We start from the raw sequence: 21,191 nt of genomic DNA, 5'->3' as shown, positions 1-21,191 counted from the left end.
ACCCCTGGCTGAACGAGGAGCGTGCACGTGTTCAACCGGACCAGTCTGCAGGCCGCTGCAGCCCTTGTGTCCATATCCCTGGTAACCGGATGCGGTGTCTTCTCGGACAGCGAATCCGCCGGGGAGCAGAGAATCGTCGTCGGCACGACGAGTTCTCCCACCACGCTTGATCCGGCCGCCGCCTGGGACAATTCCTGGGAGCTCTTCCGGAATGTGTTCCAGACCCTGGTGAGTTTCCCGACGGGCAGTACCGCCCCGCAGTCGGACGCCGCCGACTGCAAGTTCACGGACACCTCCAGTCGGGTCTTCGAGTGCAAGCTCGTGGAGGGCCTCACCTTCTCGAACGGGCACAAACTGGACGCCAAGGCCGTCCAGTACTCGATCGAGCGCATCCGCACGATCAACTACAAGGGCGGCCCGAACGGCATGCTCGGCTCGCTCGACAAGATCGAGACCGTCGGCGACCGCACCGTCGTCTTCCGGCTCAACAAGTCGGACGCCACCTTCCCCTTCGTCCTCGCCACCCCCGCGATGTCGCTGGTGGACCCCGCCGAGTACCCGGCCGACCAGCTCCGCAAGGACGGCAAGATCATGGGCTCCGGCCCGTACGTCCTCGACTCGTACACCGAGCGCGAGACGGCGGAGCTGACGAAGAACCCCACGTACAAGGGCTTCGCCGACCGGAAGAACGGCGGCGTCACGATCCGGTACTTCGACTCCTCCGACGCCATGGTCGCCGCCCTCCGGAAGAAGGAGATCGACGCCACCTACCGCGGCCTCACCGCCGAGGAGGTCGTCGCCCTCCAGGAGGACAAGCCGGAGAACAAGGGCCTCCAGCTCGTCGAGTCGACCGGCGCCGACATCCGCTACCTGGTCTTCAACACCCAGGACGAGTCCGTCGCCAAGCTCCCCGTCCGCAAGGCCATCGCCCAGCTCGTCGACCGCGACGAACTGGTCAACAAGGTCTACCAGGGCACCGCCGAGCCCCTGTACTCGATGGTGCCCAAGGGCATCGCCACCCACACCACCAAGTTCTTCGACCGCTTCGGCTCGCCCAGCGCGGAGAAGGCGAAGAAGATCCTCCGCAACGCCGGCATCACCGAGCCCGTCGCGCTGGACTTCTGGTACACCACCGACCGGTACGGCTCCTCGACGGCCGCCGAGTTCACCGAGCTCAAGCGGCAGCTGGAGGAGTCCGGCCTCTTCGAGGTCACCCTGCACGGCAAGCCCTGGAAGGAGTTCCAGGCGGGCTACCAGAAGGGCGAGTACCCGGTCTTCGGCCGAGGCTGGTTCCCCGACTTCCCGGACCCGGACAACTTCGTCGCCCCCTTCGTGGGCAAGGAGAACGTCCTCGGCACGCCCTACGAGAGCCCCCGGATCACCAACGAACTGCTGCCCAAGTCCCGCCGCGAGAGCGATCGCGGGACCGTCACGGACGAGTTCGTGGAGGCCCAGGAGATCCTGGTCCATGACGTCCGGCTGCTGCCCCTGTGGCAGGGCAAGCTGTACATCGCGGCCGGCGAGGACATCGGCGGCAGCGAGCGCGCCCTCGACCCGCAGACGGTCATGCAGATGTGGGAGCTGAGCCGCCGCGCCAGCTGGTAGCGGGCCTGCGGGGGCCACTGTCAGTGGCCCCCGGTAGGTTTTCGGACGGAGTAACAGGAACGTCCACCGGAGGTTGTTGACCGTGACCGACACCAGCATGCTGCCCGAGTCCTGGCGCGGTGTCCTCGGCGAGGAGCTGCAGAAGCCGTACTTCGCCCGGCTCACCGAGTTCGTCGAGGAGGAGCGCGCCAAGGGGCCGGTCTTCCCCCCGAAGGACGAGGTCTTCGCCGCCCTCGACGCCACCCCGTACGACAAGGTGAAGGTCCTGATCCTCGGTCAGGACCCCTACCACGGCGAGGGGCAGGGCCACGGCCTCTGCTTCTCCGTCCGCCCCGGGGTGAAGACCCCGCCCTCCCTGCGGAACATCTACAAGGAGATGCACGAGGAGCTCGGTCACCCGATCCCGGACAACGGCTATCTGATGCCGTGGGCCGAGCAGGGCGTCCTGCTGCTCAACGCCGTGCTGACGGTCCGCTCCGGCGAGGCGAACTCGCACAAGGGCAAGGGCTGGGAGAAGTTCACCGACGCGGTGATCACCGCCGTCGCCTCGCGCCCCGACCCGGCCGTCTTCGTCCTGTGGGGCAACTACGCGCAGAAGAAGCTGCCGCTCATCGACCAGGAGCGGCACGTGGTGGTGAAGGGCGCCCATCCCTCGCCCCTGTCGGCGAAGAAGTTCTTCGGATCGCGCCCCTTCACCCAGATCAACGAGGCCGTGGCGGCCCAGGGCCACGAGCCGATCGACTGGCGCATCCCCGACCTCGGCTGAGCCTCGGCCCGATCAGGGCCGGGTGCGGCTAGCGTCGTCACTCCCAGTGGGTGAGCGGGTGGAGGTCGCGGTGACCGAGCAGCAGCAGGTGTCGGACGACGGGGTCATGACCAGGATCGGGCAGGCCATGATGCTGCTCCACGGCGGCGACCGCGAGGAGGCCCGCAACCGCTTCGGGCTGCTGTGGCAGCAGATCGGCCCGGACGGCGACCCCCTGCACCGCTGCACCCTCGCGCACTACATGGCGGACGCCCAGGACGACCCCGACGCCGAGCTGGCCTGGGACCTGCGGGCGCTGAGCGCGGCCGAGGGGCTCGCCGAGGAGCGGCTCGCCGCGCACGACTCGGCGGCCGCCCTCCGGGCGCTCTATCCCTCGCTCCACCTCAACCTGGCCGCCGACTACGTCAAGCTCCGGCGGCCCGACGCCGCGCGGGTCCATCTGGACCGGGCCCGCGCCGCTTCGGACCACCTCGACGACGACGGTTACGGGAACGGGGTGCGGGCCGCGATCGAGCGTCTGGAGCTGCGGCTCGGGGACGCGTGACGGGGGCTCACCGGTCGTACGCGCCGTGACAGATCCTGGCCTGGACGCTGCCGGGGTCCCAGCCGCCGTACCGTTCGCCCAGGTCGCAGACGTCCGCCCGGGAGACCGGGGGGTTCCCCGGTAACTCCGTGAGCTTCGGCGGTACGGAAAGGTCCGGCCGGGCCGCCGGGCGCGGACGCTCGTGCTGCCGCGGCACGGGGGCGGGCCGCGGTTCCTCCGGACGGGACGGCGTCACCGTCCGCCGGTGCTGCGCCGCCGGAGGTGCCGCGCGGGGCGCGGCGGACGACGGGGGAGCCGGGAGCGCCGCTTCGAGGGCCTCGCGGGCCGGGCCCTCGACGATCTGCGGTGCCACGTCGTGGGCGGGGGCGATGTCGGGCGCGGGCGCGGGGGTGGGCGCCGTCGGCGGGGCGTCCACCGAGACGCAGCCCGCCAGGGCGGCGACCGCCGCCCCGACCAGGATCTTCGCTGTTGTTCGGGTTCCATGCACCCGCGCAACTCTGCTGGTCCGTACGCGATCTTCGCGCCCCTACCGGCGGGGAATGCCCCGCACGGGTGAGGCGTGCGGGGCCCGGTCTTGACCGGCCCGGCCGGGGTCAGTCCCCGGTCGCGCCGTCGATGCGCTCGCGGAGGAGGTCCGCGTGGCCGTTGTGGCGGGCGTACTCCTCGATCATGTGGAGGTAGATCCACCGGAGGTTGAAGGTCTCGCCGCTGCGGTGGTCGCCCACGCCCAGGTCGTCGAGGTCGCGGCCGGCGGCCAGGGTGCGCGCGTGCGCGATCTCGGCCTGCCAGGTGGCGTGGGCCTCCTCGTAGGTGTCCTCGTCCGTGACGTGGATGTCCCGGTCGTGGTCCTCCTCCGTCGAGTAGATCCACTCCGCCTTCTCGCCGGCCAGGACACGGCGGAACCAGCCGCGTTCGACCTCGGCCATGTGCCGGACCAGACCCAGCAGGTTGAGGTCCGAGGGCGGGGCGGACGGAGTGCGCAGCTGGGCGTCGTCGAGCCCCTCGCACTTCATCGCGAGGGTCGCGCGGTGGAAGTCGAGCCACTGTTCCAGCGCCTCGCGCTCGCCCGTGGTGGTGGACGGGTCGACGCGCGGGGTGGTTTCGGTGCGTTCGGTGGTCATGGGCGGCATCGTCTCCCATGATCGCGGGCGGCGCCAGGGGGGCGTCGTGCCGTTCGGGCCCCGCGAGCCCGGCCCGAACGGCACGACGCCGTCCGGGGGTTCCACGACCTGCCGGGTCCGCCGTCGGCAGCCCGTGTCAGGCGAGGTCGCCGAGCATGCCGCGCATCAGCTCGTCGATGCCGGTGCGCAGTTCGGTGCGGCTCGGCACGGCCGCGTGGAAGGAGCCCGCCGCGCAGGAGAACATCACCCCCTCGCTCCAGGCGATCAGCGAGAGCGCGTGCCGTTCGGGCTCCGCGGAACCGGCCGCCGCCATCATCGCGATCAGCGGGGCGTGGAACGTCGAGCCGGCCGAGTCGAAGAAGGTGCGCAGTTCGGGCCGGCGGGTGGCCTCCAGGGCGAGCTCGTAGCGGGAGACGAGCAGGGAGCGGTGGTCGGTGAGATAGCGGTGCAGGGCGAGGGCGAGCGCGTCGACCAGCGCGTCGCCGCCGCTCTCCGGGCCGGGCAGTTCGTGCGGGGTGAGGACCTCGGCCTCCCGCTGGACCTGGCGCCGCACGGCCGTCTCCAGGAGGGCCTGGCGGGTGCGGGCGTGGTTGGACGTCGAACCCTGCGGCAGCCCGGCCCGCTCGTCCACGGCGCGGTGGGTCAGGCCCCGCATCCCGCGCTCGACGAGGAGGGCGAGCGCGGCGTCGCCGATCCGCGCGGCGCGGGAGACGGCGGTCTCCGGGGTGGGGGTCCCGGCGGTGGTTCGGGTCATGGGGGCAATCTACTACCGGCGTGACTACACCTGTAGTACGGTCGCGACCGGAAGGGGTCACTACACCTGTAGTTCCCGACCGGCCCGGCCCGGCCTGGGCCCGCCCGACCCGACCTGGTCCGACCCGACCTGGCCCGGCCCGATCCGGCCTGGTCCGACCCGACCGACCTGGTCGATGCGACCCGGCCCGGTCGATCCGACCCGACCCGGCCAGGGGCTCGACCAGGTCGCCCCGCCCCTCCGGCCCGCCCCACCCGCCCGAACCGAGGAGCAGCCATGGAACAGCAGCACCGCGCCGTCATCGTCGGAGCCGGAATCGGCGGTCTCACCGCCGCCGTCGCCCTGCACCGGCGCGGCTGGCAGGTCACCCTCCTCGAACGCGCCACCGCCCTCACCCCCGTCGGCGCCGGCATCGCCCTCGCCCCCAACGCCCAGCGCGCCCTCGACGTCATCGGCCTCGGCCACCGCGTCCGCGCACTCTCCGCCTGGCAGGGCGACGGCGGCCTGCGCACCCCCGGCGGCCGCTGGCTCTCCCGCACCGACGCCGGGGCCGCCGCCGCTCGCTTCGGCGGCCCCCTCGTCCTCCTCCACCGGGCCGCCCTCGTCGACATCCTCCTCTCCGCCCTCCCCGAGGGCGTCGTCCGCACGGGCGTGACCGCCACCGTCACCGACCCCGGCGACGACCAGCGCCCCGCCCGGCTCACCGCCCCGGGCACCGGGACCGCGGACCGGGGCGGGATCGAGGCCGAACTCGTCGTCGCCGCCGACGGCATCCACTCGGAGACCCGCCGGACGCTCTTCCCCGGCCACCCCGGCCCCCGCTACTCCGGCAGCACCAGCTGGCGCCTCGTCGTCCCCGCGCCCGCCCGGCCCTTCGCCCCGCACGAGACCTGGGGCGCCGGCCGGCTGTGGGGCAGCCAGCCCCTCAAGGACGGCCGGGTCTACGCGTACGCCATGGCCGTGGCCCCCGCCAGCGTCCACGCGCCCGACGACGAGAGGGCCGAACTGCTCCGGCTCTTCGGGGACTGGCACCACCCCGTCCCCGAGATCCTGGCCGGAGTCGCCCCCGACCGGATCCTGCGGCACGACGTCCACCACCTGCCCGACCCGCTGCCCGCCTTCCACCGGGGCAGGGTCGCCCTCCTCGGCGACGCCGCGCACGCGATGATGCCGAGCCTCGGCCAGGGCGGGAACCAGGCGGTCGAGGACGCCGTCGTCCTCGCCCACCACGCCCGCACCGCCCCCGGCTTCGTCCCGGGCCGCGCACTCGCCGCGTACACCGCCGACCGGTTGCCGCGCACCACCGCCATCGTCCGCAGGGCCGCCCGCACCGGCGCGATCACCATGCTCTCCGCCCGCCCCGCCGTCGCCCTCCGCGCCGCGGCCGTCGGCGCCGCCTCCCGCTTCGGGCCCGGCCTCGCCCTGCGCGGCTTCGACGGCATCTGCGACTGGAACCCGCCCGCCGACCCCGTCCCCTCGCCCGGGGACGCGACCCGCCCCGCGTAAGCTGACCGGCGCGAACGGCCCGTACGGCCAGGGCCGGCGAACGACGACAAGGGAGACCCCGTGAAGGTTGGCTGCATCGGACTCGGCGACATCGCGCAGAAGGCCTACCTCCCCGTCCTCGGCACCCTTCCCGGGGTCGACCTCCACCTCCAGACCCGCACCCCGGCGACCCTGAAGCGGGTGGCCGACACCCTGCACCTGCCCGCCGACCGGCGCCACCGCGACCTCGACTCGCTGCTCTCCGCCGGGCTCGACGCGGCCTTCGTCCACGCCTCCACCGCGGCCCACGCCGAGATCGCCGGCCGGCTGATCGAAGCCGGCGTCCCCACGTACGTCGACAAGCCCCTCGCGTACGAGTACGCCGACTCCGAGCAGATCGTGGAACTCGCCGAGAAGCGCTCCGTCAGCCTCGCCGTCGGCTTCAACCGGCGCCTCGCCCCCGGCTACGCCCAGTGCCTGGAGCACCCTCGCGAGCTGATCCTCCTCCAGAAGAACCGCATCGGCCTGCCCGAGGACCCCCGCACCCTCGTCCTCGACGACTTCATCCACGTCGTCGACACCCTGCGCTTCCTGCTGCCCGGCGAGGTCGAGCACATCGACGTGCGCGCCCGGATCCGCGAGGGGCTCATGCACCACGTGGTGCTCCAGCTCTCCGGCGACGGGTTCACCGCCATCGGCATGATGAACCGGATGAACGGCTCCACCGAAGAGATCCTGGAGGTCTCCGGCCAGGACACCAAGCGCCAGGTCCTCAACCTCGCCGAGGTCGTCGACCACAAGGGGCAGCCGACCGTGCGCCGCCGCGGCGACTGGGTGCCCGTGGCCCGGCAGCGCGGCATCGAGCAGGCGGTCCTCGCCTTCCTCGACTCGGTACGGGACGGCCGGGTGCTCAGCGCCCGGGACGCCCTGCTCACCCACGAGATGTGCGAACGCGTCGTCCGCGAAGCGCTCGCCCAGGCGTCCTGACCGCACGTCAGGCGCGGCGCCAGCGCTCGTCGACGACGACCGAGGCGAGCCGCCAGCCGTCGGCGGTGCGCCGTGCCGCGAAGGCGTAGCGCCCGCCGCAGACGAAGTCCTCGCCGGTGGCGAACCGCATCGGGTTGACGTAGTCGGCGCCGATGTCCGCCCGGTCCCCGGTCTCCGGATACCCGCCCGGCTCCCGGAACCGCACCCGCCGGTTCACGATGAGGTGCTGGCGTACGGGAAAGAGGGGCAGCGTCGCGGCCAGCCAGTCGGCGACCTCCGCCGCCGGCCCCTCGATCCCGCCCGAGCCCCGGTAGTCGGCCCTGCCGTCCGGGGCGAACAGCCCCCGGTAGGCGTTCCAGTCGCCCTCGTCCACGGCCGCCGCGTAGCCGGTGACCAGGTCGTCGAGGGCGAATCGGTCCATCACGGTCGCGAGGTCCACGCGCTGCGTCATCGGCTCAGTGTCGGGCAGCGGGCGCCGGGGGCCAAGGGGTGTGCGCCGGTCGCCGCCGGTCATACTGGCCGCCATGCGCGTGAACATCGATCCCGGTCTGACCGACCGCACCTCCTTCTACCGGCTGCTGACGGCCACCGTCGTCCCCCGGCCGATCGCCTGGGTGTCCACGGCCTCGGCCGACGGCACGGACAACCTCGCCCCGCACTCCTTCTTCACCATCTCCTCGGTCGCGCCGCCGGTCGTGCAGTTCACCTCGGTCGGGCGCAAGGACTCGCTGCGCAACGTGGAGGAGACGGGGGAGTTCGTGGTGAACCTCGCCCCCGAGGGGCTCTTCGAGCGGATCAACGCCACGGCGACGGACTTCCCGCGCGGGGTGAGCGAGTTCGACGCGTGCGGCATCGAGCGGGAGCCGAGCCTGCGGGTGAAGCCGCCGCGGGTCGCCCGGTCGCCGGTGGCCCTGGAGTGCGAACTGCACAGCACGCTGCGGATCGGCGACTCCACGGTCGTCTTCGGCCGGGTCGTGCACGCGGCGGTCGACGAGTCCGTCATGGTCGACGGCCACCCCGAGATGACCCTGATGCGCCCGCTGTCCCGGCTCGGCAAGAACGAGTGGGGCACCCTGGGCGGCATCGAGGAGATCGCCCGGGTGCCCCACCGGGCCTGAGGTCCTCAGCCGGCGGACTCGCCGGCGTGCGGGCTGAGCACGCCGGCCGAGACCAGCACGATGAGCAGGATGCCGAGCAGGATCCGGTAGATCACGAACGGCATGAAGGACTTGGTGGTGATGAACTTCATGAACCACGCGATCACCGCGTAGCCGACGGCGAAGGCGATGACCGTGGCGAAGATCGTCGGGCCCCAGGAGACGTGGCCGCTCTCGCCCGCGTCCTTCAGCTCGAACGCGCCGGAGGCGAGCACCGCCGGGATGGCGAGGAGGAAGGAGTACCGGGCCGCCGCCTCGCGGGTGTAGCCCATGAACAGACCGCCGGAGATCGTCGCACCCGAGCGGGAGACGCCCGGAATCAGCGCCATCGCCTGGCAGAGGCCGTAGATCAGACCGTCCTTCACCCCGAGGTCCTTGAGCGTCTTGCGCTCGCGCATCGCGCGGTGCCGGCCGCCTATCTCGTCCCGGGCGGCGAGCCGGTCGGCGACGCCGAGGACGACGCCCATCACGATGAGGGTGGTCGCCGTGATCCGCAGATCGCGGAAGGGGCCCTCGATCTGGTCCTTGAGCGTGACGCCGAGGACGCCGATCGGGATCGAGCCGACGATCACCAGCCAGCCCATCTGGGCGTCGTGGTCGGAGCGCATCGCCTTGTTCGTGAGGGAGCGGAACCAGGCCGAGACGATCCGGGCGATGTCCTTGCGGAAGTAGATCAGGACCGCCGTCTCCGTGCCGATCTGGGTGATCGCGGTGAAGGCCGCACCCGGGTCCTCCCAGCCGGCGAACGCCGCCGTGAGGCGGAGGTGCGCGCTGGAGGAGATGGGAAGGAACTCCGTCAGCCCCTGGACGAGTCCCAGGATGAACGATTCGAACCAACTCATGGGGCTAGGGCCGTCCCGTTATGTACGTGTGCGGTCAGAAGGTCGAGCGCAGCGTACATGCCCAAGATGACGGGCCCGTGGCGAGGCCGGTCGCGCGGCGGGACGCCCTACGGGAGCACCGGCTCCCGCTCCGGTCCGGGCTCCCGGGCCGGAGCGGGAGCGGCGGCCCGCAGACCGTGCCGCTTGCGCCAGGCCACCGCCGCCGCGCCGAGGCCCGACAGGACGATGAACCCCGCCGACAGGAGGAACGCCGGCGAGCCCGGCGAACCGGCCTGGGCGCCCGCCACCACGTACGCCGCCGTGTTCGGCAGGGAGCCGAGCGCCGTCGCGACCAGGAAGGGGACGTACCGCATCCGCGAGACGGCCGCGCAGTAGTTGGCCGCCGCGAACGGCACCCCGGGGAAGAGCCGGACCGCCAGCATCGAACGGAATCCGTGCCGGCTCAGCTGCCCGTCCGCCGCCGTCAGCCAGCGGCCCCGCACCAGCGGCCGCAGCGCGTCCTGCCCCAGGACCCGGCCGAGGGTGAAGGCGATCCCCGCGCCGAGCACCGTCCCCGCGAGCGCCCCCGTCAGACCGGCCGCGGCGCCGAAGAGCGCGCCCGCCGCCAGGTTGAGCACCGGACGCGGTACGAAGGCCGCCGCGCACACCCCGTACGCCAGGCCGAAGAGCAGCACCGCCCCGGCGCCGCTCGTGTGCGGCGGCCAGCCCGAGGCGAGCATCCGCTGCGGCTGGTAGAGGACCACGAGGGAGGCGGCCGTGAGCAGCAGGAGCGCGAGCAGCGACAGCCGCGAGCGGGGGGAGAGCAGGGCCCGGGAACAGCGGAGGGCGAGGGAGCCCGGCGGCCGGGGGACGGGAGCGAGCATTCGGGGAGGGTAACGGACGCGTCCGTAGGAGCGCCGTAATGTACGTCATGTCCGCCCGGGCGCGCTCCCGGATCCATCCGGTGCGCCCCGAGGGGCGCACCGTGACCGAGAGGGACCCGTGACCGACACCCCGCCGCCCGCGAGCGCCCTCGCCGACACCCTCCTGGAGCGGCTCACCACCGTCTACCCCGCCGCGGGGAACCCCTTCCGGGCCCAGGAGATGGTCGCGTACATGAAGGGCGCGGCTCCCTTCCTCGGCATCCGCACGCCCGAGCGCCGCGCCCTGTCCCGCACGGTCCTCGACGGCACCCCGCGGCCCGACGAGACCGACTGCGCCGCCATCGCCCTGCGCTGCTTCGCCCTCCCGGAGCGGGAGTACCACTACTTCGCCGTCGACTACCTGCGCCGGCACGTGAAGCGCTGCTCCTCGGGCTTCCTGCCGGTCGCCCGCCGGCTCGTCACCACCGTCTCCTGGTGGGACACGGTCGACCACCTCGCCGCCCACGTCGTCGGCGGCCTGGTCGCGGCCGATCCCGCCCTCGCCGCGGAGATGGACGTGTGGATCGACGACGAGGACCCGTGGGTCGCCCGCACCGCCCTCCTCCACCAGCTGCGCTTCAAGGACGCCACCGACGCGGACCGGCTCTTCGCCCATTGCCTGCGCCGCTCGGCCCACCCCGACTTCTTCGTCCGCAAGGCCATCGGCTGGAGCCTGCGCGAGTACGGCAGGACGGCCCCCGCCGAGGTCCGCGCCTTCGTCACCGCCCACGGCTCCCGTCTCTCCCCGCTCTCCGTCCGCGAGGCCCTCAAGAACCTCTGAGCCCACCCCGGTCACGGGCCGGGCCAACTCCTGCGCCAGACTCGGTACATGACACGGACGGAGAAGCGGGCGGGGAAGCGGACGGCACTGGTCCTGGGGGCCGGAGGGCTCGTCGGGGCGGGGTGGGAGGCCGGGGTGCTGCGCGGGCTCCTCGACGCCGGGGTCGATCTGACGACCGCCGATCTGATCGTCGGGAGCTCCGCGGGGGCCGTCGTCGGGGCACGGCTCGCCTCCGGCCGGGGCGGGCTCGACGCCCTGTACGAGGACCAGCTCGACGGGCAGGCCACCGAGTCCGCCGCCCGGCTCGGGATCCCGACGGTCCTCCGGTACGCCCTCGCCGTCCTCCGTTCCCGGACCCCGGAGGAGTACGGGCGCAGGCTCGGCCGGCTCGCCCTCGCCGCCCCCACCGTGGCCGAGGCGGACCGCCGCGCGACCGTCGCCCGGCGGCTCGGCCGGGCCGCCGACTGGCCCGCGCGGCCGCTGCTGATCACCGCGGTCGACGCCGAGACCGGCGAACTCGCCGTGTACGACGAGGGCAGCGGCGTCCCGCTGACCGACGCCGTCACCGCGAGCTGCGCCGTCCCCGGCGTCTGGCCCCCGGCGACGATCGAGGGGCGCCGCTGGATCGACGGCGGCATCCACTCCCCGGCCAACGCCCACCTCGCCGCCGGCTACGACCGGGTCGTCGTCGTCGCTCCCAGTGCCCGGGGCGGCAAGGCCGTGCCCTCCCCGGCCCGGCAGGGCGCCGACCTCGCCGCCGCCGGGGCCCTCGTCGAGGTGATCACCCCCGACGAGGCCTCCCGCAAGGCGATCGGGCGCAACGTGCTGGACCCCGCGCACCGGGCCGCCGCGGCCCGCGCCGGGCGGACCCAGGCCGCCTCCCACGCCGAGGCCGTCGCCGCGGTCTGGGCCAGGTGACGGGCGGGCCGAGGAACGGGCGGGCCGGGCGGCGGGGCGGGCCGGGTGACGGGCCGAGGGACGAGCGGGTCGGGCGGCGGGGCGGGTCGGGTGAGGGGCCCGGGTCGGGCGGGCCGGGGGACGCCGAGGCCGTCGTCGTCCTCCGACCGGGTGACAATGAGGGCGTGAACGAGCACATCCCCGTCATCCGCGAGGTCGACCAGGGCACCGCACGCCTCATGCCCGACGTGGACCGGGAGCGGGCCTGGCTCCTGACGGTCGACGGCGCGCCGCAGTCGTACGTCGACCTGGACGATCCGGCGTACCTGGAGTTCGAGTACGCGCGGCGCCTCGCCCACGTCGTCGACGGCGCCGCCGAACCCGGGGCGCCCCTCGACGTCCTCCACCTGGGCGGCGGGGCGCTCTCCCTGCCCCGGTACGTCGCCGTCACCCGGCCCGGCTCCCGTCAGGACGTCGTCGAGGCCGACCGGGGGCTGCTCGCCCTGGTCGAGGAGCACCTGCCGCTGCCCGGGGGCTCGGGGACCACCGTGCACGCCGCGGACGCCCGCGCCTGGCTGGAGGCCGCGCCGGACGCCTCGGCCGATCTGATCGTGGGCGACGTCTTCGGCGGCTCGCGCGTGCCCGCGCACCTCACCTCCGTCGAGTACGCGCACGAGGTCCGGCGCGTCCTGCGGCCCGGCGGCCTCTACGCCGCCAACCTGGCCGACGGCGCGCCCTTCGCCTTCCTCCGCTCCCAGCTCGCCACCTTCGCCCTCGTCTTCCCCGAACGGGCGCTCGTCGCGGAGCCCGCCGTGCTGCGCGGCCGCCGCTTCGGGAACGCGGTGCTCGTCGCCTCCGGGGAGGAGATCGACACCGCCCGCCTCGCGCGGCGCGCGGCGGCCGACGCCTTCCCCGCGCGCGTGGAGCACGGGAAGACGCTCGACCGGTTCACCGGCGACGCGCGACCGGTCCTCGACGCCGGGGCCGTTCCGTCACCCGTTCCCCCGGAGGGCGCCTTCGGCATCGGCTGAGGCGCCGGGGGCGGGGACGCCCGCGACCCGCTTCGGGTGCGGACGGCGCGTCAGGTTCCGTACGTCCGGCACCAGGAGGACGAGCGCGGTGACGACCGTCATCAGCGCCGCCGCGCCCCACAGCGCCTCGCTCCGGCCGAAGGCGCTCTCCGCCGGGCCCGCCAGGGCCGTGGACAGCGGCAGCAGCGCCGTCGAGCCGAACCAGTCGTACGCCGAGACCCGGGACAGCTTCTCCTCCGGGATCTCCTGGTGCATGGTCGTCATCCACGAGACGCCGAAGACCTCGATCGCCGTCCCGCTGACGAACATCGCCGCCGTCAGACCGGCCGCGTCCAGCGGCACGGCGAGCGCGGCGGAGGGCAGGGCGATCGGGAAGACGCACAGGGTGCCGACGAAGAGCATCCGGCGCGGTTTCCACCGGGTCATCAGGACGGCGCCCGCGACCGTTCCCGCCCCGTACGCGGCGAGCGCGATGCCCCAGGGGCGCGAGCCGCCCAGCGCGTCCCGGGCGACCAGTGGTCCGTACACCGCCTCGACCGCCCCGATCAGGGCCACCACCACCGAGAACTGCGCGACGACCGACCACAGCCAGGGCCGGCCGACGAACTCCCGCCAGCCCTCCCGAAGATCGGCGAAGAGCCCGCCGCCGGGCGCGCGGTCCGGGATGCCGCTCACGTCGAGGAAGGCGCGCAGGCCGCCCGCGACGGCGAAGGCGACCGCGTCGATCGCGAGCACCCAGCCCGGTCCGACGAAGGCGACGAGCGCGCCGCCGAGCGCCGCGCCGCCGATGGCGGCGCCGTGCATCGCCATCCGGAAGACGGCGAAGGCACGGCTCGCCTGCTCGCCGCTGACGCTGGACATGAGCATGCCTTCGGCCGCCGGGTTGAAGAAGGCCTGGCCGGTGCCGCAGAGCGCGGTGAGCACCATCATCTGCCAGACGCGGGCCTCACCGGAGAGCACGAGGGCGGCGAAGGCGGCCTGCGAGACGCAGTTGAGGGCGTTGGCGGCGACCATCACCCGGTGCCGGGGCATCCGGTCGGCCACTGCGCCGCCGATGAGAAGGAAGAGGACCAGGGGCGCGAAACGCGCCATGGCCACCAGGCCCACGTCGCCGGCGTCGCCCCCGGCGTCGAAGACCGCCCAGGTCGTGGCGATCAGCGCGCCGTGCGTGCCGAGGTTGGTCACGACGGTGGCGGCGGTGAGCAGGAGGTAGTTGCGGCCGGCCCACTCGGGGCGGCGGGAGCGGGACGGTGCCTGGCGGGGGGAGGCGGCGGGTGATGTCACCCCGGGACTATCCCCGGCTCCTCCCCGTGCTGCCAACCGGATATCGGGAGGTCCGCCGGCCTTTGGGAGCCGTCCGCCGGGGCCGGCACGGCGGCCCCGGCGGACGGGTGGTCAGGACGCGGAGGGGGCGAGCCGGACCGTGGAGAGGATCTGCCGGATCGTGGCGTCGGGCAGCTCGTCCTTGACGCCGTCGGCCCCGTAGAGCACCCAGGTCGAGAAGTCGCCTGCCGTGTTCTTGAAGGTGAAGGCGTAGGACTTGCCGTCCGTCTCGCACCTGTTGCGCTTCTTGACGCCCGGCGCCGTGGCGGTCGCCAGGCTGCCGGTGAGGCCGGACTTCGTGGTGTACGGCACGGGTTTGGTGATCTTGATGGTGCTCTGCGGCATGTGCTGGGCGTAGCCGCCCCACACCCACGTGCCGGCCTCGCCGCGCGCGGCGGCCGCGGTGTCCTTGGCGCCCTGACCGCCCTTGGTGCCGGCGGTGGCCAGGCTCCAGGTCTCGTCGGTGCCGTTCTTGTCGACGTCGTAGGCGCACCACTTGGTCTTGAGGCTCGTGGGGCTGGACATCGTGACCAGCGGGACGCCGCCGCCCTTCTTCTCGTCCTCGAAGAAGGTGATCGAGCCCGGCTTGTGCACCTCCCACTCCGGCGGGACGTCGAAGAGGGTGCCGTACTTCGGGTTGTAGACGACCTTCCAGCCGGGGATCGTCGGCTGCTGCGCCGCGCCGTCGCGCGGGTTGGCGATCGACTGGCTCGGGGAGGGCGCCGGGGCGGACGAGGGCGCCGCGGAGGCGGTGGCGGACGGCTTGGGGTCGTCGGCGGTGTTCTTCCGGTCGTCGTCCTTGCCGAGCACGAGGAAGCCGGTGACTCCGGCCGCCACGACCACGGCGGTGGCGGCGACGATCGCCACGAGCGTCGTCTGCTTCTTCTTCCCGCCGTCGGGCCCGCCGGGCTGTCCGGGGCCGGGCACCGCGTACTGCTGCGGCACGGTCGGCTGCTGGTACGGGTTGGGGTAGCCCGGCTGCTGGGCGTACCCCTGCTGCGGGTAGCCCGGCTGGGCCGGCGGCTGCTGCGGGTAGCCGGGCTGCGTCGGCGGCTGCTGCGGATACCCGGGTTGGGCCGGCTGCTGCTGATACGGGTTCGGCTGCTGGTACCCCGACTGCTGGTAGGGGTTCTGATTCTGGTCCTGCGGGTTCTGCTCGCCCCCGGGCGGCTGCTGTCCTGGCCACATGGCCAGTAACCATAGAGGTGCGGGGGCCGCTCGACCACGCCCGCCCCCGGACCGGGCCCGGGCGGGGGATGGCCAAGGCTGCTACTGGTGGGTAACATCACGGTCCATGAGCGCAGACCAGATGTCCGTCGGCGAGATGCTCGCCGCCACGGTCCCCATGGCCGGAACCCTGAACCTGGAGTTCCTGGAGACCACCGCCGAGCGCGCCGTCGTGCGCCTCCCGGACCAGCCCGCCTACCACAACCACGTCGGCGGCCCGCACGCCGGAGCGATGTTCACCCTCGCCGAGTCCGCCAGCGGCGCCATCGTGCTCGCCGCCTTCGGCGACCAGCTGGGCCGCGCGGTCCCGCTCGCCGTCAAGGCCGAGATCGGCTACAAGAAGCTGGCCATGGGCGTCGTCACGGCCACCGCCACCCTCGGCCGCCCGGCCGCCGAGGTCGTCGCCGAACTCGACGCCGGACGGCGACCGGAGTTCCCCGTGCGGATCGACATCACCCGCGAGGACGGCGCCGTGACCGGCGAGATGACCGTCGTCTGGACCCTGCGCCCGAACGCCTGATCCCGGACCGCCGCGCGCCGCCCTCGCAACCCTCCGGGGTGCGGGGGCGTCCGTATGGGGGGCGGCGCTCACCGAGGGCCTCGTCCCACCGGCCGGGGTAGGCTTCGACGGCGTGCCCGTCGAGGTGAGTCCGGGCCATCGAGCAGCCGAGCAGCCGATACGGGAGGAAGCACGTTGCACGTCCAGGAGTGGCTGGAGACGATCCCCGCGGTCGCCGTCTACGTCCTTGTGGCGGTGGTGATCGGGCTGGAGAGCCTGGGCATCCCGCTCCCCGGCGAGATCGTGCTCGTGAGCTCGGCGCTGCTCGCCTCGCAGCACGGCGACATCAACCCGTACGTCCTCGGCGCCTGCGCCACCGCCGGCGCGATCGTCGGCGACTCGATCGGATACGCGATCGGCCGCAAGGGCGGACGGCCGCTGCTCGCCTGGCTGGGCGGGAAGTTCCCCAAGCACTTCAGCGAGGCCAACGTCGGGCTCGCCGAGCAGTCCTTCCAGAAGTGGGGCATGTGGGCGGTCTTCTTCGGCCGCTTCATCGCCCTCCTCCGCATCTTCGCGGGGCCGCTCGCGGGCGTCCTGCACATGCCGTACTGGAAGTTCCTCATCGCCAACGTCCTCGGCGGCATCGTGTGGGCCGGCGGCACCACGGCCGTCATCTACTCGGTCGGCGTCGTCGCCGAGGCCTGGCTCAAGCGCTTCTCCTGGCTGGGCCTCGTCCTCGCCGTGCTGATCGGCGTCGCCTCGATGCTGGTCGTCAGGAACCGCGCCAGGAAAGCGGCGGCGCAGCGGGCCGAGGCCGCGGAGCGGGAGCCGGTCCCCGCGACGGACTGAGCGCGGACCGCACGCGTACGGAGCGGAGGGCGGCACCCCGGACGGGTGCCGCCCTCCGCCGTGCGGTGGGCGCGCGGCTCCCGTCGTGCGGTGCCCCCGCTCTCCGCGGTGCCCCGCCCTCCGCTCCGTGCGGCGGAGGGCGGCCCCGTGGTGCGGCGCCGCCCTCCGCCGTACCGGGCCTCAGTCCTCGAAGGCCTCGGCGTGGACCTTGGCGAGGTGCAGGTACATCTCGGCGTTCAGACGGATCCCCGCCTTCTCCTCGTCGGTCAGCGGACGGCGCACCTTCGCCGGGACGCCCGCGACCAGCGAGCCCGGCGGGACCTCCATCCCCTGCGGGACGAGCGCCTGGGCGGCGACGAGCGAGCCGGCTCCGATCCGGGCCCCGTTGAGGACGGTCGCGCCCATGCCGACGAGCACGTCGTCCTCGATCACGCAGCCGTGCACGGTCGCGTTGTGTCCCACGGTCACCCGGTCCCCGATCGAGACGGGGAAGCCGGGGTCGACGTGGACCGTGCAGTTGTCCTGGACGTTGGAGTCCTCGCCGATCGCGATCGGACCGCAGTCCGCCCGCAGCACCGCGTGGTACCAGATGCCGGCGCGGGCGCCGAGCGTGACCTCGCCGAGCACCACGGAGGTCGGGGCGGTGAAGGCGGTCGGGTCGATGCGCGGCTCCTTGCCGCCCACTCCCTTGATCAACGCCTCTGTCATGGTTCGCTCCTGATCGTCGGATCCTGGGATCGTCGGCCGTCGTGTCACGCCCGGGGGTGCCCCCGGGCGCAGCCTATGCCGTGCTCATGACGGACATCACAGCGCACCGCACTGATCAGGCACGACGGCTCCGACTACGGTGGCCGGGTGCCCAGGAACAGAAACACGTTCTCATCCCTCGCCGCCTGGCGGCGCAGGGTCCTCGCCCGTGCCGTGCAGGGCGGATGGCGCTGGGTGCAGCGGGCCGGTTCCGTCACCGCCGAGCATCCCGGGAAGCTGCGCTTCCGCCGCCTCGGCGCGGGCACCCGGCTCGCCTTCCCGCAGGGCACGGTCTTCGGCGAGCCGTGGATCGAGATCGGCGAGTGCTGCATCATCGCCGAGCAGGTCACGCTGACGGCGGGGATGCTGCCGGACCTCGACCTCGGGGCCGACACGGTGCTGACCCTGGGGGACGGGGTCGTCCTCGGGCGGGGCAGCCACGTCATCGCCGACGCGAAGGTGACGATCGGCTCGGACACGTACTGCGGCCCGTACGTCTACATCACCTCGACGAACCACAGTTACGACGACCCGGACGAGCCCGTCGGCCGCCAGTGGCCCCGCTCGGAACCCGTCTCCATCGGCCCCGGCTGCTGGCTCGGCACGGGCGCCGTGGTCCTTCCCGGTGCGCGCCTCGGCCGCAACGTCGTGGTCGCGGCGGGCGCGGTGGTGCGCGGCGAGGTCCCGGACCACTCGGTCGTGGCGGGCGCCCCGGCGAAGGTCGTCCGCAGCTGGGACCGGGAGAAGGGCTGGCAGCCCCCGCTCCGCACCCCCGCCCCGACCCCGATCCCGGAGCACGTCACCCCGGAGCAGCTCGCGGCGCTGGCGGTCTGGGAGGCCCGGCGCGCGGGCAGTTCCGAGTCCGTGCCCTCCTGATCCGCCCCGCTCCCTGATCCGGCCCGTTCCCTGATCCGGCCCGATCGGCAGGACGCTCCCTAGCCCGTCGCCAGGAGGACCGTGCCCACCAGGGCCAGGCCCGCGCCCGCTGCCTGGACGGCGCGGAGGCGTTCCTTGAGCACGCCGCGGGCCGCGAGGGCCGTGACGACCGGATAGAGGCTGGCGAGGACGGCGGCGACGGTGACCGGGCCCTGCTGCGCGGCCACCGCGTACGTACCGTTGGCGGCGACGTCCGCGAGGCCCACGAAGGCCAGGGCCGGGAGCGCGGCGCCCACGGCACGGGCCCCGCCCCCGGGGAGCGCGCGGCCGCCGCGGCGCACCGAGGCGTACAGGGCCCCGCCGCCGACCAGGACGTTGGTGACGCGCTGGACGAACAGGGCGAGGAACAGGCCCGTGACGGTCGTGGACGCCTCGGCGATGAGCGCCATCACCGAGCCGAACCCGAAGGCGGCGACCAGGGTCAGCAGGACCGCCCGGCGCTGGACGGGCGCCCCGCGCAGCTCCGGTCCGCCCGCGAGCACCACGCCGAGGACCGCCACGCCGATGCCGGCGAACTGGAGCAGCCCCGGCCGGTCGCCGACGAGCAGGCCGACGGAGACGGGGACGACGACGCCGAGCGAGCCGAGCGGGGAGACCACGCCCATGGGCCCCAGCGCGAGCGCCTTGTAGAACGCGAGCATGGCCGCCGGGCCGACGACGCCCGCTCCGACCGCGTACCAGAGCTGGGGCCCCGCCTCGGTCCGGGCGCCGGTCGCGAGGACGACCGTGCCCAGGACGAGGGCCGCGAGCACCTGGGAGACCACGACGACGGTGAGTGCGGGGAACCGGCGGGTGAGGAGTCCGCCCCCGAAGTCGGCGAGGCCCCAGAGGAGGCTGGTGGCCAGGGCGAACAGGGCGGTCATGGATCCTCGCAAGGGCGTGCGGCAGTACAGTGCAGTGAACCATCGGGTGCACCCCACCGTAGTTCAGTTCATTGAACTCTGTCATCCAGAATATTGGACGGAACGTGTCGGACCTCGACCAGCTCACGCAGTCGCTCGCCCGGAACCTGAAGCGCTGGCGCAAGGAGCGGGGATTCACCCTGGACGCGCTCGCCGCACGCGCCGGCGTCAGCCGCGGCATGATCATCCAGATCGAGCAGGCCCGGACCAACCCCAGCGTCGGCACCACGGTGAAGCTGGCCGACGCCCTCGGCGTCTCCATCACGACGCTCCTCGACCACGAGCAGGGCCCCCAGGTCCGGCTCGTCCCGCCCGGCCAGGCCGTCCGGATGTGGTCCACCCCCACCGGCAGCCACACCACCCTCCTGGTCGGCACGGAGGCCCGCGGCCCGCTGGAGCTCTGGTCCTGGACCCTCATGCCCGGTGACGGCACCGCCTCCGACCCGCACCCCGAAGGCACGATCGAGCTGCTGCACGTCACCGCCGGCACGCTCATCCTGGTCGTGGACGGCGAGGAGCACCCGATGCCCGCCGGCACCTCCGCCGTCTTCGAGGCGAACGTCGCGCACACCTACCGCAACGAGGGCGACGAGCCGGTCGAGATGACGATGGCCGTCTCCATCCCGCCCGTACGTTGAGACGGACGCCCCGACACGGGCGGCGGCCGTTAGCGTGGGGCGCATGCGCGCACCCATCGGAGACTTCGACGAGGCCCGGCCCGCCCCCGACCGCCTCGACCTCCTGACCGCCCCCGTCGCGGCCGCCGTCCGCGCCTGGACGGGACCCGTCCCGGCCGACCGGGTGCTGTACGTGGACACCGACCCGGCCATCGCCGACACGGCCGTCTTCGTGGAGCACCACGGGCCCGAACTCCTCGACGCCTCCGCCAACTGCGTGGTCGTCGCGGGCAGGCGCGGGGAGACCACCACCCTCGCCGCGTGCCTCGTGAAGTCGGCGGCCCGCGTGGACGTCAACGGCCTCGTCCGCAAGCACCTCGGTGCCCGCAAGGCCTCCTTCGCGCCGATGGACACCGCGACCGGCGAGACCGGCATGGAGTACGGCGGGATCACGCCGATCGGCCTCCCGGCCGACTGGCCGCTGCTCGTCGACGCCGCCGTCGTCGACACCGAGTGGGTCCTCGTCGGCAGCGGCCGCCGCCGGGGCAAGCTCATCCTTCCCGGCAAGGCCTTCGCCCAACTCCCCGGCGCCGTCGTCCTGGAGGGCCTCGGCGTCCCCGTCGGCCGAGGACACGACGGGGACGGGGGCGCGGCCCGGGGCTGAGCGATCGGCGGGGGCGGGGGCGCGGCCCGGGGCCGAGCGATCGGCGGGGGCGAGGACGCGGCGGAGCCGAGGACGCGGCCGAGGGCTCAGCCCAGGCGCGGTATCTCGATCGCGGGGCAGCGGTCCATGACCATGTCGAGGCCCGCCCCGCGGGTCCGGGCGAACGCCTCGTCGTCGACGACGTCCAGCTGGAACCAGACCGCCTTGGCGCCGATCGCGACGGCCTCGTCGGCGACGGCCCCCGCCAGCTCGCTGTTCACGAAGACGTCCACGACGTCGACCGGGAACGGGATGTCGGCCAGCGAGACGTAGCCCCGCTCGCCGTGGACCGTCTCCGCCTTCGGGTGCACCGGGACGATCCGCTTGCCGAAGCGCTGGAGGACGGCCGCCACCCCGTACGCGGCACGGGACCGGTTCGACGAGAGGCCGACCACCGCCCAGGTGTCGCCCGTGGACGTCAGGATCCGCCGCACCGCCTCCGACGCGGAGTACGCGGCGGGGTCCGTGGTCGTGGTGTCTGCGCTCATCGCTTCTGCTGCCTCTCGTCGGTGCGTC

Annotated in this window: 25 protein-coding genes; 14 read left to right on the top strand and 11 right to left on the bottom strand. The window is 73.6% G+C overall.

Annotation, left to right across the window (positions count from 1 at the left end; genetic code table 11):
- Window positions 1-27 precede the first annotated feature (27 nt).
- The 3 genes from IE180_RS22450 to IE180_RS22440 all read left to right on the top strand — a co-directional run bounded on the left by IE180_RS22450 (window position 28) and on the right by IE180_RS22440 (window position 2,915).
- Window positions 28-1,605 carry an ABC transporter substrate-binding protein gene (locus IE180_RS22450; RefSeq protein ID WP_190158717.1) on the top strand — a complete coding sequence of 526 codons (1,578 nt, stop codon included), beginning with the start codon at window positions 28-30 and terminating at the stop codon, window positions 1,603-1,605.
- Window positions 1,606-1,687: 82 nt separating this feature from the next.
- Entirely contained in the window at window positions 1,688-2,371 is a 684-nt protein-coding gene (locus tag IE180_RS22445; protein ID WP_190158716.1) for a uracil-DNA glycosylase, read from the top strand.
- A 70-nt stretch (window positions 2,372-2,441) separates the two neighbouring features.
- Window positions 2,442-2,915 carry a hypothetical protein gene (locus IE180_RS22440; RefSeq protein ID WP_190158715.1) on the top strand — a complete coding sequence of 158 codons (474 nt, stop codon included), beginning with the start codon at window positions 2,442-2,444 and terminating at the stop codon, window positions 2,913-2,915.
- Between the two features lie 7 nt (window positions 2,916-2,922).
- Here IE180_RS22440 and IE180_RS22435 read toward each other — a convergent pair whose 3' ends face one another.
- The 3 genes from IE180_RS22435 to IE180_RS22425 form a co-directional block, all read right to left on the bottom strand.
- A complete protein-coding gene (locus tag IE180_RS22435) occupies window positions 2,923-3,402 on the bottom strand; it encodes a hypothetical protein (RefSeq protein ID WP_190158714.1) in 480 nt (159 codons plus the stop codon).
- A 106-nt stretch (window positions 3,403-3,508) separates the two neighbouring features.
- Window positions 3,509-4,045: a DinB family protein gene (locus tag IE180_RS22430; protein ID WP_373302809.1), complete on the bottom strand. Its 537-nt coding sequence runs from the start codon at window positions 4,043-4,045 to the stop codon at window positions 3,509-3,511.
- A gap of 127 nt (window positions 4,046-4,172) precedes the next feature.
- Window positions 4,173-4,790: a TetR/AcrR family transcriptional regulator gene (locus IE180_RS22425; RefSeq protein WP_190158712.1), complete on the bottom strand. Its 618-nt coding sequence runs from the start codon at window positions 4,788-4,790 to the stop codon at window positions 4,173-4,175.
- Window positions 4,791-5,066: 276 nt separating this feature from the next.
- On the opposite strand from IE180_RS22425, the gene IE180_RS22420 reads away from it, so the two are divergent.
- Both IE180_RS22420 and IE180_RS22415 read left to right on the top strand, forming a co-directional pair.
- On the top strand, window positions 5,067-6,296 hold the full coding sequence (locus IE180_RS22420; protein ID WP_190158711.1) for an FAD-dependent monooxygenase: 1,230 nt from the start codon (window positions 5,067-5,069) through the stop codon (window positions 6,294-6,296).
- Between the two features lie 60 nt (window positions 6,297-6,356).
- The gene (locus IE180_RS22415) at window positions 6,357-7,262 is read left to right on the top strand and encodes a Gfo/Idh/MocA family protein (protein ID WP_190158710.1); all 906 of its coding nucleotides are present in this window, start codon (window positions 6,357-6,359) and stop codon (window positions 7,260-7,262) included.
- A gap of 7 nt (window positions 7,263-7,269) precedes the next feature.
- On the opposite strand, the gene IE180_RS22410 is transcribed toward IE180_RS22415, so the two are convergent.
- The gene (locus IE180_RS22410) at window positions 7,270-7,713 is read right to left on the bottom strand and encodes a nuclear transport factor 2 family protein (RefSeq protein WP_190158709.1); all 444 of its coding nucleotides are present in this window, start codon (window positions 7,711-7,713) and stop codon (window positions 7,270-7,272) included.
- Window positions 7,714-7,786: 73 nt separating this feature from the next.
- Here IE180_RS22410 and IE180_RS22405 point away from each other — a divergent pair, with 73 nt between their 5' ends.
- Window positions 7,787-8,380 (top strand): flavin reductase family protein, encoded by a 594-nt coding sequence (locus tag IE180_RS22405; RefSeq protein ID WP_190158708.1) that lies wholly within the window; start codon window positions 7,787-7,789, stop codon window positions 8,378-8,380.
- 5 nt (window positions 8,381-8,385) lie between these two features.
- Here the strand turns inward: IE180_RS22405 and IE180_RS22400 are convergent, their stop codons facing one another.
- Together IE180_RS22400 and IE180_RS22395 are read right to left on the bottom strand one after the other, a co-directional pair.
- A complete protein-coding gene (locus IE180_RS22400; protein WP_190158707.1) occupies window positions 8,386-9,261 on the bottom strand; it encodes an undecaprenyl-diphosphate phosphatase in 876 nt (291 codons plus the stop codon).
- 107 nt (window positions 9,262-9,368) lie between these two features.
- Entirely contained in the window at window positions 9,369-10,124 is a 756-nt protein-coding gene (locus IE180_RS22395; RefSeq protein ID WP_190158706.1) for a TVP38/TMEM64 family protein, read from the bottom strand.
- A gap of 118 nt (window positions 10,125-10,242) precedes the next feature.
- On the opposite strand from IE180_RS22395, the gene IE180_RS22390 reads away from it, so the two are divergent.
- The 3 genes from IE180_RS22390 to IE180_RS22380 all read left to right on the top strand — a co-directional run bounded on the left by IE180_RS22390 (window position 10,243) and on the right by IE180_RS22380 (window position 12,872).
- Window positions 10,243-10,944 carry a DNA alkylation repair protein gene (locus tag IE180_RS22390; RefSeq protein ID WP_190158705.1) on the top strand — a complete coding sequence of 234 codons (702 nt, stop codon included), beginning with the start codon at window positions 10,243-10,245 and terminating at the stop codon, window positions 10,942-10,944.
- A gap of 48 nt (window positions 10,945-10,992) precedes the next feature.
- Entirely contained in the window at window positions 10,993-11,862 is an 870-nt protein-coding gene (locus IE180_RS22385) for a patatin-like phospholipase family protein (RefSeq protein WP_190158704.1), read from the top strand.
- Window positions 11,863-12,026: 164 nt separating this feature from the next.
- Complete coding sequence (locus IE180_RS22380) at window positions 12,027-12,872, top strand: spermidine synthase (RefSeq protein WP_190158703.1); 846 nt, start codon at window positions 12,027-12,029, stop codon at window positions 12,870-12,872.
- On the opposite strand, the gene IE180_RS22375 is transcribed toward IE180_RS22380, so the two are convergent.
- Both IE180_RS22375 and IE180_RS22370 read right to left on the bottom strand, forming a co-directional pair.
- Complete coding sequence (locus tag IE180_RS22375; RefSeq protein ID WP_190158702.1) at window positions 12,834-14,156, bottom strand: MFS transporter; 1,323 nt, start codon at window positions 14,154-14,156, stop codon at window positions 12,834-12,836. The two genes, IE180_RS22380 and IE180_RS22375, sit on opposite strands and share 39 nt — an antisense overlap.
- A gap of 111 nt (window positions 14,157-14,267) precedes the next feature.
- On the bottom strand, window positions 14,268-15,383 hold the full coding sequence (locus IE180_RS22370) for a DUF8017 domain-containing protein (protein WP_190158701.1): 1,116 nt from the start codon (window positions 15,381-15,383) through the stop codon (window positions 14,268-14,270).
- A gap of 106 nt (window positions 15,384-15,489) precedes the next feature.
- On the opposite strand from IE180_RS22370, the gene IE180_RS22365 reads away from it, so the two are divergent.
- The gene (locus IE180_RS22365; RefSeq protein ID WP_190158700.1) at window positions 15,490-15,942 is read left to right on the top strand and encodes a DUF4442 domain-containing protein; all 453 of its coding nucleotides are present in this window, start codon (window positions 15,490-15,492) and stop codon (window positions 15,940-15,942) included.
- Between the two features lie 174 nt (window positions 15,943-16,116).
- Complete coding sequence (locus tag IE180_RS22360) at window positions 16,117-16,770, top strand: DedA family protein (RefSeq protein WP_190158699.1); 654 nt, start codon at window positions 16,117-16,119, stop codon at window positions 16,768-16,770.
- A gap of 180 nt (window positions 16,771-16,950) precedes the next feature.
- Here IE180_RS22360 and IE180_RS22355 read toward each other — a convergent pair whose 3' ends face one another.
- On the bottom strand, window positions 16,951-17,478 hold the full coding sequence (locus tag IE180_RS22355; protein ID WP_123458764.1) for a gamma carbonic anhydrase family protein: 528 nt from the start codon (window positions 17,476-17,478) through the stop codon (window positions 16,951-16,953).
- A gap of 147 nt (window positions 17,479-17,625) precedes the next feature.
- On the opposite strand from IE180_RS22355, the gene IE180_RS22350 reads away from it, so the two are divergent.
- A complete protein-coding gene (locus IE180_RS22350) occupies window positions 17,626-18,393 on the top strand; it encodes an acyltransferase (protein WP_190158698.1) in 768 nt (255 codons plus the stop codon).
- A gap of 59 nt (window positions 18,394-18,452) precedes the next feature.
- On the opposite strand, the gene IE180_RS22345 is transcribed toward IE180_RS22350, so the two are convergent.
- The gene (locus IE180_RS22345) at window positions 18,453-19,316 is read right to left on the bottom strand and encodes a DMT family transporter (protein WP_190158697.1); all 864 of its coding nucleotides are present in this window, start codon (window positions 19,314-19,316) and stop codon (window positions 18,453-18,455) included.
- A 104-nt stretch (window positions 19,317-19,420) separates the two neighbouring features.
- Here IE180_RS22345 and IE180_RS22340 point away from each other — a divergent pair, with 104 nt between their 5' ends.
- Both IE180_RS22340 and IE180_RS22335 read left to right on the top strand, forming a co-directional pair.
- Window positions 19,421-19,993, top strand: a complete 573-nt coding sequence (locus tag IE180_RS22340; protein WP_190158696.1) for a helix-turn-helix domain-containing protein — start codon at window positions 19,421-19,423, stop codon at window positions 19,991-19,993.
- A gap of 43 nt (window positions 19,994-20,036) precedes the next feature.
- Window positions 20,037-20,636, top strand: a complete 600-nt coding sequence (locus tag IE180_RS22335; RefSeq protein WP_190158695.1) for a YbaK/EbsC family protein — start codon at window positions 20,037-20,039, stop codon at window positions 20,634-20,636.
- Window positions 20,637-20,722: 86 nt separating this feature from the next.
- Here the strand turns inward: IE180_RS22335 and IE180_RS22330 are convergent, their stop codons facing one another.
- Window positions 20,723-21,163 carry a CoA-binding protein gene (locus IE180_RS22330; RefSeq protein ID WP_190158694.1) on the bottom strand — a complete coding sequence of 147 codons (441 nt, stop codon included), beginning with the start codon at window positions 21,161-21,163 and terminating at the stop codon, window positions 20,723-20,725.
- Window positions 21,164-21,191 lie beyond the last annotated feature (28 nt).

The organism is Streptomyces litmocidini (genome assembly GCF_014649755.1).
Classification (GTDB): Bacteria; Actinomycetota; Actinomycetes; order Streptomycetales; family Streptomycetaceae; genus Streptomyces; species Streptomyces litmocidini.
The sequence above is the reverse complement of the archived record's forward strand: the minus strand, read 5'-3'. Positions and strand labels throughout refer to the sequence as shown.

Excerpts from the sequence above, each read along its gene's own strand:
- IE180_RS22345 (WP_190158697.1), bottom strand. The coding sequence starts at position 19,316 with ATGACCGCCCTGTTCGCCCTGGCCACCAGCCTCCTCTGGGGCCTCGCC.
- IE180_RS22405 (WP_190158708.1), top strand. The coding sequence starts at position 7,787 with ATGCGCGTGAACATCGATCCCGGTCTGACCGACCGCACCTCCTTCTAC.
- IE180_RS22420 (WP_190158711.1), top strand. The coding sequence starts at position 5,067 with ATGGAACAGCAGCACCGCGCCGTCATCGTCGGAGCCGGAATCGGCGGT.
- IE180_RS22430 (WP_373302809.1), bottom strand. The coding sequence starts at position 4,045 with ATGCCGCCCATGACCACCGAACGCACCGAAACCACCCCGCGCGTCGAC.
- IE180_RS22330 (WP_190158694.1), bottom strand. The coding sequence starts at position 21,163 with ATGAGCGCAGACACCACGACCACGGACCCCGCCGCGTACTCCGCGTCG.
- IE180_RS22365 (WP_190158700.1), top strand. The coding sequence starts at position 15,490 with ATGAGCGCAGACCAGATGTCCGTCGGCGAGATGCTCGCCGCCACGGTC.
- IE180_RS22370 (WP_190158701.1), bottom strand. The coding sequence starts at position 15,383 with ATGTGGCCAGGACAGCAGCCGCCCGGGGGCGAGCAGAACCCGCAGGAC.
- IE180_RS22400 (WP_190158707.1), bottom strand. The coding sequence starts at position 9,261 with ATGAGTTGGTTCGAATCGTTCATCCTGGGACTCGTCCAGGGGCTGACG.
- IE180_RS22425 (WP_190158712.1), bottom strand. The coding sequence starts at position 4,790 with ATGACCCGAACCACCGCCGGGACCCCCACCCCGGAGACCGCCGTCTCC.
- IE180_RS22385 (WP_190158704.1), top strand. The coding sequence starts at position 10,993 with ATGACACGGACGGAGAAGCGGGCGGGGAAGCGGACGGCACTGGTCCTG.
- IE180_RS22355 (WP_123458764.1), bottom strand. The coding sequence starts at position 17,478 with ATGACAGAGGCGTTGATCAAGGGAGTGGGCGGCAAGGAGCCGCGCATC.
- IE180_RS22395 (WP_190158706.1), bottom strand. The coding sequence starts at position 10,124 with ATGCTCGCTCCCGTCCCCCGGCCGCCGGGCTCCCTCGCCCTCCGCTGT.
- IE180_RS22410 (WP_190158709.1), bottom strand. The coding sequence starts at position 7,713 with ATGACGCAGCGCGTGGACCTCGCGACCGTGATGGACCGATTCGCCCTC.
- IE180_RS22335 (WP_190158695.1), top strand. The coding sequence starts at position 20,037 with ATGCGCGCACCCATCGGAGACTTCGACGAGGCCCGGCCCGCCCCCGAC.